General features: G+C 73.5%; 13 protein-coding genes. 4 read left to right on the forward strand and 9 right to left on the reverse strand.

The window, feature by feature from the left end; genetic code table 11:
• Positions 1-26: 26 nt before the first annotated feature.
• Both B7P34_RS22990 and B7P34_RS22995 read left to right on the forward strand, forming a co-directional pair.
• Positions 27-1,814 (forward strand): glycoside hydrolase family 15 protein, encoded by a 1,788-nt coding sequence (locus B7P34_RS22990; protein WP_106679355.1) that lies wholly within the window; start codon positions 27-29, stop codon positions 1,812-1,814.
• A gap of 5 nt (positions 1,815-1,819) precedes the next feature.
• On the forward strand, positions 1,820-2,575 hold the full coding sequence (locus B7P34_RS22995; protein ID WP_106679357.1) for an SDR family oxidoreductase: 756 nt from the start codon (positions 1,820-1,822) through the stop codon (positions 2,573-2,575).
• A gap of 60 nt (positions 2,576-2,635) precedes the next feature.
• Here the strand turns inward: B7P34_RS22995 and amaP are convergent, their stop codons facing one another.
• From amaP to B7P34_RS23020, 5 genes are read right to left on the reverse strand one after another with little or no spacing between them, the layout of a single operon-like run.
• Positions 2,636-3,235 carry an alkaline shock response membrane anchor protein AmaP gene (amaP, locus tag B7P34_RS23000; RefSeq protein ID WP_223268125.1) on the reverse strand — a complete coding sequence of 200 codons (600 nt, stop codon included), beginning with the start codon at positions 3,233-3,235 and terminating at the stop codon, positions 2,636-2,638.
• A 10-nt stretch (positions 3,236-3,245) separates the two neighbouring features.
• On the reverse strand, positions 3,246-3,830 hold the full coding sequence (locus tag B7P34_RS23005; RefSeq protein WP_223268126.1) for a DUF6286 domain-containing protein: 585 nt from the start codon (positions 3,828-3,830) through the stop codon (positions 3,246-3,248).
• A gap of 53 nt (positions 3,831-3,883) precedes the next feature.
• Positions 3,884-4,249: an Asp23/Gls24 family envelope stress response protein gene (locus B7P34_RS23010; protein ID WP_106679359.1), complete on the reverse strand. Its 366-nt coding sequence runs from the start codon at positions 4,247-4,249 to the stop codon at positions 3,884-3,886.
• The gene (locus B7P34_RS23015) at positions 4,246-4,437 is read right to left on the reverse strand and encodes a hypothetical protein (protein WP_106679380.1); all 192 of its coding nucleotides are present in this window, start codon (positions 4,435-4,437) and stop codon (positions 4,246-4,248) included. Before B7P34_RS23015 ends, B7P34_RS23010 begins: the two co-directional genes overlap by 4 nt.
• A gap of 32 nt (positions 4,438-4,469) precedes the next feature.
• The gene (locus B7P34_RS23020; protein ID WP_106679360.1) at positions 4,470-4,898 is read right to left on the reverse strand and encodes an Asp23/Gls24 family envelope stress response protein; all 429 of its coding nucleotides are present in this window, start codon (positions 4,896-4,898) and stop codon (positions 4,470-4,472) included.
• Between the two features lie 278 nt (positions 4,899-5,176).
• Between B7P34_RS23020 and B7P34_RS23025 the strand changes: the two genes are divergently transcribed.
• Both B7P34_RS23025 and B7P34_RS23030 read left to right on the forward strand, forming a co-directional pair.
• Positions 5,177-5,356, forward strand: a complete 180-nt coding sequence (locus tag B7P34_RS23025; protein ID WP_106679362.1) for a hypothetical protein — start codon at positions 5,177-5,179, stop codon at positions 5,354-5,356.
• A 118-nt stretch (positions 5,357-5,474) separates the two neighbouring features.
• A complete protein-coding gene (locus tag B7P34_RS23030; RefSeq protein WP_106679364.1) occupies positions 5,475-6,239 on the forward strand; it encodes a hypothetical protein in 765 nt (254 codons plus the stop codon).
• A gap of 31 nt (positions 6,240-6,270) precedes the next feature.
• On the opposite strand, the gene B7P34_RS23035 is transcribed toward B7P34_RS23030, so the two are convergent.
• From B7P34_RS23035 to B7P34_RS37600, 4 genes are all read right to left on the reverse strand, one after another.
• Positions 6,271-7,080 carry an enoyl-CoA hydratase/isomerase family protein gene (locus tag B7P34_RS23035; RefSeq protein WP_106679366.1) on the reverse strand — a complete coding sequence of 270 codons (810 nt, stop codon included), beginning with the start codon at positions 7,078-7,080 and terminating at the stop codon, positions 6,271-6,273.
• A gap of 118 nt (positions 7,081-7,198) precedes the next feature.
• On the reverse strand, positions 7,199-7,420 hold the full coding sequence (locus B7P34_RS23040) for a helix-turn-helix domain-containing protein (protein WP_030366669.1): 222 nt from the start codon (positions 7,418-7,420) through the stop codon (positions 7,199-7,201).
• 428 nt (positions 7,421-7,848) lie between these two features.
• Complete coding sequence (locus B7P34_RS23045; protein WP_106679369.1) at positions 7,849-9,447, reverse strand: ABC-F family ATP-binding cassette domain-containing protein; 1,599 nt, start codon at positions 9,445-9,447, stop codon at positions 7,849-7,851.
• Between the two features lie 736 nt (positions 9,448-10,183).
• Positions 10,184-10,438 (reverse strand): hypothetical protein (locus B7P34_RS37600; protein WP_223268127.1); only part of this gene is annotated, 255 nt, incomplete at its 5' end.

Below are 10,438 nucleotides of genomic sequence, written 5' to 3' on the forward strand. Positions count from 1 at the left end.
TCCCGCCTCGCGGGAAGACGCTCCGCGTGGCAGCACGCATCGAGGACTACGCGCTTATCGGCGATCTCCAGACCGCCGCCCTGGTCGGCCGCGACGGCTCGGTCGACTGGCTCTGCCTGCCCCGCTTCGACTCCGCCGCCTGCTTCGCCGCCCTCGTCGGCGACGAGGACAACGGCCACTGGCGCCTGGCCCCCGCCGCCACCGAACCCGGCACCCCCTGCACCCGCCGCACCTACCTCCCGGACTCCCTCGTCCTCGAAACCGTCTGGGAGACGGCCGACGGCACCGTCAAGGTCACCGACTTCATGCCGCAGCGCGACCGCGCCCCCGACGTCGTCCGCATCGTCGAGGGCGTCTCCGGCACCGTCCCCATGCTCGGCGTCCTCCGCCTGCGCTTCGACTACGGCAGCGTCGTCCCGTGGATAAGGCGCTCCGACGGCCACCGCGTCGCCGTCGCCGGGCCGGACTCCGCCTGGCTGCGCAGCGAGCCCCCGGTCAAGACCTACGGCCACGACTTCAGCACCCGCTCCGAGTTCACCGTCTCCGCGGGCGACCAGGTCGCCTTCGTCCTCACCTGGCACCCCTCCCACCAGCCCCGCCCCGCCCTCGTCGACCCCCACGAAGCCCTCCGCCACAGCCTTGCGGACTGGCGCGAGTGGGCCGGCCGCTGCACTTACGACGGCCCCCACCGCGAAGCCGTCGTCCGTTCCCTCATCACCCTCAAGGCCCTCACCTACGCCCCCACCGGAGGCATCGCCGCCGCCTGCACCACCTCCCTCCCCGAGGAGATCGGCGGCGTCCGCAACTGGGACTACCGCTACTGCTGGCTGCGCGACTCCACCCTCACCCTCGGCGCCCTCCTCTCCGCCGGCTACGGCGACGAGGCCGCCGCCTGGCGCGCCTGGCTCCTGCGCGCCGCCGCCGGCGACCCCGCCGACCTCCAGGTCATGTACGGCCTCGCCGGCGAGCGCCGGCTGACCGAGACCGAGCTGCCCTGGCTCGCGGGCTACGAGCGCTCCACCCCCGTCCGCGTCGGCAACGGCGCCGTCAAACAGCTCCAGCTCGACGTCTACGGCGAGGTCATGGACTCCCTCCACCTCTGCCGCCGCTGGGGCCTGCCCGCCAAGCCCCACGAGTGGAAGCTCCAGCGCTGCCTGATGGAGTACATCAAGGACCACTGGCGCGAGCCCGACGAAGGCATCTGGGAGATCCGCAGCCCCCGCCGCCACTTCGTCCACTCCAAGGTCATGGCCTGGGTCGCCGCCGACCGCGCCGTCCGCGCCCTCGAAGCCGAGCCGGACCTGCCCGGCGACCTCGACGGCTGGCGCGCCATGCGGGACGAGGTCCACCGCGAGGTCTGCGAACGGGGCTTCGACGCCGAGCGCAACACCTTCACCCAGTCCTACGGCTCCCGCGAGCTCGACGCCGCCACGCTCCTCATCCCCCGCGTCGGTTTCCTCCCGCCCGGCGACCCCCGCGTCACCGGCACCGTCGACGCGGTCCGCCGCGAGCTGTCCCACGGCGGGCTCCTCCGCCGCTACACCACCGACGCCAAGCCCATGGACGGCGTGCCCGGCAACGAGGGCGCCTTCCTGGCCTGCTCCTTCTGGCTGGCCGAGGCCCTGCACCGGACCGGCCGCACCGAAGAGGCCCGCACCCTCTTCGAACGGCTCCTCTCCCTCCGCAACGACGTCGGCCTGCTGGCCGAGGAGTACGACCCCGACGCCCTGCGCCACCTGGGCAACCACCCCCAGGCGTTCAGTCACATCGGCCTGGTCAACGCCGCCCTCACCCTCTTCTCTCCGCAAGACTGACCCCTATGGATCTAGGACTGAAAGACCGTACGTACGTCCTCACAGGGGCCACCCGGGGCCTGGGCAACGCCACCGCCCAGGAACTCATCGCCGACGGCGCCAAGGCCGTGGTCACCGGCCGCACCGAGGAATCCGCCCGCTCCGCCGCGACGGCCCTGGGCCCCAACGCCCTCGGCGTGGCGGCCGACAACGCCGACCCCGCCACCCCGGACCGCGTGATCGCCGCGGCCCGCGATCACTTCGGCGGCTTCGACGGCATCCTCATCAGCGTGGGCGGACCGCCCGCGGGGACCGCGGCGGACGTCAGCGACGACCAGTGGCAGCGGGCCATCGACACGATCTTCCTGGGCGCCATCCGCATGGCCCGCACCGCCGCGGCCGAACTCTCCGAAGGGGGCGTGATCGGCTTCGTCCTCTCGGCGTCCGTCCACGAGCCGATCCCCGGCCTGACCATCTCCAACGCGCTCCGGCCGGGCCTGGCGGGCTTCGCGAAGTCCCTCTCCACGGAACTGGGCCCGCGGGGCATCCGCGTCATAGGCCTCCTGCCCCACCGCATCGACACGGACAGGGTCAGAGAACTGGACGCGCTCTCGGACGACCCCCGGAGCACACGGCGACACCACGCGGCACAGATCCCCCTGGGCCGCTACGGCACCCCGCAGGAGTTCGGCAAGACGGCGGCCTTCCTCCTCTCCCCGGCGGCCTCCTACCTCACGGGGGTGATGCTGCCGGTGGACGGCGGGGCGCACCACGGATTCTGAGACCGGCGGCCGGGGGTGACGGGAGGGGCCGGGGCCTCCCCGTCCCCCGGGGCCTGCCCGTCACCCCACCCGCTCCGCCCGGTGGCGAACCGCCCGTACCCGTACCTCCACCGGCAACCGGCCCACCCCCGCCGACACCCGCGCGTGCTCCAGCGCCTCACCGTCCAGTTGCGACAGCGCCACCGCCGGTGACGCGTGCGGCGCCAGCGTCAGCCCCACCCGCGCCTCCGGCGCCGTCCGCCGCCCCAGCAGCGCGACCAGCGCCCGCTCCACGCCTTCCTGCGCCTCGGCCTCGGCGCACACCGCCTCCTCCAGGGCTCTCCCCCGCAGCACGGCCTCCTCGCCGTCCCCGCAGTCCACGACGAGCTCGCGCAGCCGGCGCCGCCGCACCTGTGCCAGCAGCCACCACAGCGCCAGCAGCACCACGACGCCGAGCCCGGCGATGACCGCGGGCCACCACCAGCCCTCGTCCCGCCACTTCGTCCGCGCCGCCCGGCTCAGCAGCACGTCCCGCGGCCCGTCGAACGGCCAGGCCGACGGCAGGGTGACGCCCCACCGCCGCTGGAGATCGAGCGCGCCGACGAGGACGGCCGCCCCGAGCCCCACGAGCACGACGCCGGCCGCGCCCACCAGCACCCGGTTGACACCCCTCAGCACCACACACCGCCCCTCACTTCTTCGCCGGCCGGCCGACCCGCACCGACACCCCGGGCTCCCGCGCGAGCCCCAGCTTGCGCACCCCTTCGGCCATCACGCCCTCGACGTCGGCCCGCACGTCGCCGAGGTCCCGGAAGTGGGACTGCGCGCGCACCTTCACGCGATGCCGCCCGACCTTGACCCGTACGGACTGCACGCCGGCCACCTCCATGGCCCGGTCCCGCAGGACGAGGGCCGCGGCCCGCCGGTCGATGCCGGCGCGGAGGTCGGCGCGGTCGGGCCGCATGGGCAGCACGGACCGCAGGCCGGGCGTGACGGCGAGGAGAACGAGCCACGCCCCCACCACCACGGCGATGACGGCACCCCCCACGACCCACCCGTCCCCGAGGGGCCGGGTGGCGAGCTCGTGGGCCAGTCGCCGCCGCCACCCCATCGCGGGCCGGTGCGCGCGAACGGCGGCGACGTCGTACAGCAACAGCCCGGCAGCCCCCAGGACCACCGCGGCCACCAGGAAGGCGGGCACCCGCCGCACGGCCCAGAACCGCCGGGCGGTTCCCGGAACGGAGTCAGGAACGGACTCCGGAACGGGCTCAGGCACAGGCTCAGGAACGGACCCCGGCACAGCACCCGGCGCAGAACCCGGAACCTCACTCACCGCACCCGCTCCCGCCCCGCCGACACCGTGTGCACGGAATGCAGCCGCTCCACGGTGACGGCCACCTCCGGCACGTCCATCCCCGCCAGGGCCTTCACCCGTTCGGCGATCCGCCGCCGCACCGCCCCGCACTGCGCCCCGATGTCCGAGGGGTAGCCGAGTTCGACGGCCACGCGCACCCGGACGATGTCGTCGTGCACGGTGACGTCGGCGTACGGGGGCCCGGCACCGGCCCCGCCGGCAACGGCGGATCCCCGCGCCACGGCGCCGTGCAGCGCCTCCCGGGCCGCCTGTGAAGCGATCTTCGCCACCACGCGGTCCGCGATCCGGGTCGCGCCGCGCTCACCCGCCGGAAGCGTCACCGCCGCCGCCCGTCCCGGTCCCGCGTCCGGAAGAACTCCCCCGGATCGAGGTCCCCGTCGAGGAAGCGGCCCACCACGAACCCGAGTGCCCCCAGGGCGGCCACCAGCAGAAACGCCCCGAACCCGCCGAAGTACCCGGCGAATCCGAGCGCCATGCCGGCGATCATGCCGACCACGGCCATGCTCATCGCGAGCTCCTCCACTGAAGACGGGACCGGACCTACTGAAGCCTCGGCTCCGGCTCGTCCTCTTCCTCGTCGGGCAGCTTGACGTCGGTGACGGCGATGTTGACCTCGACGACCTCCAGCCCGGTCATCCGCTCCACCGCCCCGATGACGTTCTCCCGCACGGACCGGGCGACGTCGGCGATCGCCACCCCGTAGTCCACGACGATCTCCAGGTCGAGGGCCGTCTGGACCTCGCCGACCTCGGCCTTCACACCGCGCGCGACCGACCTGCTGCCGCCCGGCACCCGGTCCCGGACGGCCCCGAACGTCCGCGAGAGGCCGCTGCCCATCGCGTGGACGCCGACGACGTCACGGGCCGCGAGCCCGGCTATCTTCTCCACCACACCGTCGGCGATCGTGGTGCGGCCGCGGTCGGCCGGGGCGGTCGGAACGCTCTCGCTGCTGTACACGGTCTCGCTCATCGTCCATTCGCCTCTCTCGGCTACGGGCCATGGGCCGTGGGCTCCCTTTGCCACCTTAGGTGCGCATTCCCCGGCCCGCTCGGGGGATCCGGGGGAAACGACCGGAGCGGGCCCCGGCCGGAGTGAGCCGCCGGGGCGGCGGCGCGCCGGGCGCACGACGGCATCGGGGCAGGTCACAGGGGGCACCACCGGCCCTGAGTGTCATGCCCACAGCGATAGAATCCCGCCTTGATCGATCCAGGCGGCGGGGCGGCGGCATGCCCCGGAGAGGGGCACACATGGCGGGGGACGGGACGAGCACGTTCCCGCTGGGCGACGGCCTGCCCAACGGCCCCCTGTACGTGAAGATCGCCGCGTTCCTCGGCGGCCCGCTCTCCGTCACCGCCCTCTCCGCCTGGGAGCTGTACGTCCTGCGCACGCGCCACGGCGTACGCATCCGCGGAGCCGGCGCCGCGTAAGCCCCGGACACGCTTCCGCGGAAATTCCTGACGCCCCAAAACCTGACGCCCTAAAACCTGACGCCCCACGACCTGACGGCTCGACGAGCGACAACCGCACCACAGGGGGAAACACCGCATGGCGCTGAGACATCTGCTGATGGGCAACGGGCTGAGCCTCGCGCGGCACGCCCGCCGCCACGCCAACGGCATCTTCGCCGCTCCCGGCCCCGGCCGTGTCATCGACCCCGTCGTAGGCCGCGTCCAGAAGGCACGGGCCGCCGTCGGCGCGCTCACGACGTTCCTGCTGATATCCGTCTACGGCGTGGACGGCGGCTGGAGCGCCGTGTTCGAGGACGGCTTCACCAAGCTGTTCCTGGCACCCCTGGTGCTGATCCTCGTCGGCCCGCTCGTGATCGGCGGGTTCATCTGGTACGCGCCGCCGCAGCATCGCCCCGTGCTGCGCTCCCGGCTGCGCTACCCGCTCCGGGCCATCGGCTGGTACCTGGGCATACCGATCGGCGTGACCGGTGCGGTGCTGCTGCTCCTCGGGCTGAGCAAGGTGCTGGAGGGGATCTTCGTGATCCAGGCCGTGATCTTCCTGGCCGTCCTGATCGCGGGCATCCCCCTGCTGATCTGGACAGCCGCCTTCCTCTTCTTCGCCTCGGGCGCCGCCGCCCGCTACGCCTTCAACACGGCCGACGTCCACGCCGCCCTGCCGGCCGTCCTCACGGCCGTCCTCGTGTGGGTGCTGAACCTCGCCCAGCTCGGCGACGGCCTGCCGAACGGGCCGGTGGCCGTGAAGATCGCCGCGTTCCTCGGCGGCCCGCTGTCCGTCACGGCCGTGTCGTACTGGGAGCTGCACGTGCTGCGCACCCGCTACGGGGTCCGCGTCCGGGGCTGACCCGGACGCGCGCCCCCGGGGCGAGCCTCCGCTACTCCCCCACGCCCGCCAGATCCCGCAGCCGCCGCCCCTGCGCGGCCCGCTCCGCCACCCGCTGCTCGTCGTACGTGCGCCCGGCCGCGCCCCGCAGCAGCGCCTTGGTCTCGACGACGGCGTCCCGCGGGGCGGCGAGGATCGCCGCGGCGAGGTCGTGGACGGCGCCGTCGAGCTCGCCGGCCGGCACCACGAGGTTGGCGAGCCCGGAGCGCTCGGCCTCCGCGGCGCGCACGAAGCGGCCGGTGGCGCAGATCTCCAGCGCGCGGGCGTAGCCGACGAGGGAGACCAGCGGCTGCGTGCCGCCGAGGTCCGGCACGAGGCCCAGGCTGGTCTCGCGCATGGCGAACTGCACGTCCTCCGCGCAGACCCGCAGGTCACAGGCGAGCGCGAGCTGGAAGCCGGCGCCTATCGCATGGCCCTGGACGGCGGCGATGGAGACGATGTCGTTGCGCCGCCACCAGGTGAACGCGGACTGGTACGCGGAGATCTCGGCGTCGAGCGCCTCGTCGCTGCCGCGGGCCAGGTCGATGAAGGAGGGCTCGCCCTCGAAGCCCTCGGGGGTGAAGGCCTGCCGGTCGAGCCCGGCGGAGAAGGACTGGCCCTCCCCGCGCAGCACGACGACCCGGACGCTGCCCGGGAGCAGCCGTCCGGCTTCGGTCAGGGCCCGCCAGAGCGCAGGCGACTGGGCGTTGCGCTTGGCGGGGTTGGTCAGGGTGACGGTGGCCACCGCGTCGTCCACGGTGAGCCGGACGCCGTCACGGTCGAGCAGGGTGTCGAGCAGAGTCTTGTCGTTGGGGGCGGTCATCGAAGGGCCTCCGATCGGGCTACTGCACAGTAGGTGACTGCACAGTAACCACCCGGTCGACTGCTCGACCGACCGGGTGGCACTGCCCACACTGTCGGTGCCCTGGGTGCGCGGGGCGTCAGGCCGAGGCGGCCTTCTTGCCGCGCGTCGCTCCGCCGCGACCCCGGAGGATCACGCCGGATTCACTGAGCATCCGGTGAACGAAGCCGTAGGAGCGGCCGGTCTCTTCGGCCAGCGCCCTGATGCTCGCACCGGAGTCGTACTTCTTCTTCAGGTCTGCCGCGAGCTTCTCGCGCGCGGCGCCGGTCACCCGGCTGCCCTTCTTCAGAGTCTCGGCCACCCGTGCCTCCTCATGGGAGATGCGCCTCTTGACTCTCATGATCACCCCTATACGGCCTCCTGGCCACCCATTCGACAAGGTCCATGAGAAGTCCGCGGCCCCCGGCGGCCCCGATTTCCGGCGTCCACAGGCCTCGGAGCAGGTAATTCCGAACGGTCGCGCTCGTACGGCCGTACGGGTGGCGTAGCGAAGGGGCAGGTCAGACGGGGCACTCCCGACCGGCGGTGCGAACGCCCCGGCGCATGGCACGGGTCGTGCGCCGGGGCAGCGGGCGGCAGCGGGGTACGAGCCGCACTCACTCAGATGATGGATCACCCGTCGGCCGAATGATCGGGACGGCACCGATCACGCCCGTCACGGAGCGCTACGGAGCGCCCGGGCCCTGGGCAGGGCTCGGGCGGGAAGGCGACGGCCGTCACGGCCCCGGATCAGGCGAGGGCGACCAGATCCGCGTAGTCCGGGCCCCAGAGGTCCTCGACGCCGTCCGGCAGCAGGATGATCCGCTCCGGCTCCAGCGCGTCGACGGCGCCCTCGTCGTGGGTCACCAGCACGACCGCACCCTTGTACGTGCGCAGCGCGCCGAGGATCTCCTCGCGGCTGGCCGGGTCGAGGTTGTTGGTGGGCTCGTCGAGCAGCAGCACGTTGGCGGAGGAGACGACCAGGGTGGCCAGGGCCAGCCGGGTCTTCTCGCCGCCGGACAGCACGCCCGCGGGCTTGTCGACGTCGTCGCCGGAGAACAGGAAGGAGCCCAGCACCTTGCGGACCTCGACGAGGTCGAGGTCGGGCGCGGAGGAGCGCATGTTCTCCAGGACCGAGCGGTCCGGGTCCAGCGTCTCGTGCTCCTGGGCGTAGTAGCCCAGCTTGAGGCCGTGGCCGGGGGTGACGGCGCCGGTGTCGGGCTTCTCGGCGCCGGCGAGCAGGCGCAGCAGCGTGGTCTTGCCGGCGCCGTTGAGGCCGAGGATGACGACGCGGGAGCCCTTGTCGATGGCCAGGTCGACGTCGGTGAAGATCTCCAGGGAGCCGTAGGACTTGGACAGGCCCTCGGCGGTGAGCGGCGTCTTGCCGCACGGCGCGGGGTCCGGGAAGCGGAGCTTGGCGACCTTGTCGGAGACGCGGATCTCGTCCAGGCCCTTGAGCAGCCGCTCGGCGCGCTTGGCCATGTTCTGCGCGGCGACGGTCTTGGTGGCCTTGGCGCGCATCTTGTCGGCCTGCGAGTTGAGGGCCGCGGCCTTCTTCTCGGCGTTCTGGCGCTCGCGCTTGCGGCGCTTCTCGTCGGCCTCGCGCTGCTGCTGGTAGAGCTTCCAGCCCATGTTGTAGACGTCGATCTGCGACCGGTTGGCGTCGAGGTAGAAGACCTTGTTGACCACGGTCTCGACGAGGTCGACGTCGTGGGAGATGACGATGAAGCCGCCGCGGTACGTCTTGAGGTAGTCGCGCAGCCAGGCGATGGAGTCGGCGTCGAGGTGGTTGGTCGGCTCGTCCAGGAGCAGGATGTCGGCGTCCGAGAAGAGGATCCGGGCCAGCTCGACGCGGCGGCGCTGACCGCCGGAGAGGGTGTGCAGGGGCTGCCCGAGGATGCGGTCGGGCAGGCCGAGGGCGGCCGCGATGGTGGCGGCCTCCGCCTCGGCGGCGTAGCCGCCCTTGGTGAGGAACTCGGTCTCCAGGCGGGCGTACTTCTTCATCGCGTTGTCGCGGGTGGCGCCCTTGCCGTTGGCCATGCGGTCCTCGTTCTCGCGCATCTTGCGCAGGACGGTGTCCAGGCCGCGGGCGGAGAGGATGCGGTCGCGGGCGAGGACGTCGAGGTCGCCGGTGCGGGGGTCCTGCGGGAGGTAGCCGACCTCGCCGGAGCGGGAGATCGTGCCGCCCGCGGGCATGCCCTCGCCGGCGAGGCACTTGGTGAGGGTGGTCTTGCCCGCGCCGTTGCGGCCGACGAGGCCGATGCGGTCGCCCTTGGCGATGCGGAAGGACGCGTTCTCGATGAGGATGCGGGCGCCGGCGCGCAGCTCGATGCCGGAAGCGGTGATCACGGGGATTACTCCAGGGCGTGGTGGACGGCGGTGGGGACGGGAGTGAACTCGGCCGCGCGCGGGGCGCGCCCCGGTGGGCGCGGGCGGCGGGCGGCCGGCGCCGTCTAATGCACGAGGAGGAATGCCATGCCCATCAGTCTAACGGTGAAGCGCAACCGACTTCCGGGGCCGGCCACGGCCCGGCTCCGCAGGGGCGTGGAACGGTGCGGGGGCGCTGCGCGCGCCCGCAGCCCCGCCGCGCCTTCCTGCGGCTGCCGGGTCCGGCCCGTGAGCGCCACGCCCCCCATCACTCCGCCGCGTCCAACGGCTCGCCGGGCTGATCAGCTGGTCAATGGGCGTCCCGCCCTATGCCTCCGCCGCGGCGTTGATCAGCCACGACGGCGGATCCCGGCGGTGCCGTACCGGGGCTCGGCCCGGGGCAGCGGCTGTGAGCCCGGTTCGGCGCCGCCGGGAGCCGCCGTCGGGCGTCTCGCCGTGGCGGCGGAGAAATTTTGCCGGCGCGGCCGATACGCGGCGGCCCGCGGCCGGCTCGGCACCGCCGGCAGCCGCCATCGAGCATCTCGCCATTGCGGCGGAAAGTTTTTGCCGGCGCGGCCGGTACGCGGCGGCCCGCGGCCGGCTCGGCACCGCCGGGATCCACCGTCGGGCGTCTCGCCGTTGCGGCGGAAGAAGCTGCCGCGGCGACGGCAGCGGATCCGCCGGCACCCCCGGCAAAGGCACCCCCGCCGCCACGCCGCTAGGCGAACGGCGCCGTCGCTGAGACCGCTGCGATGCGGGACGTCCAGGGCGTTCCGGGAGCGCAGTGGCGGGCGATGAGGAGGAGGCCCGCGTGGTGGGCCGTGCGGGTGGGGTCGAAGGCGCAGCCGGGGCCCGCCTCGCGGTGCCAGCGGAGGTCGCCGTCGCCGGGCCCGTAGGCGGTGACGAGCCGCGGGGTGACGACGGCCACCGCGCCGGGCGGCGCGCCGAGCAGGTGGAGGGCGCCGCGCGCGGG

The sequence above is a fragment of the Streptosporangium nondiastaticum genome, from assembly GCF_003011965.1.
GTDB lineage: Bacteria > Actinomycetota > Actinomycetes > Streptomycetales > Streptomycetaceae > Streptomyces > Streptomyces nondiastaticus.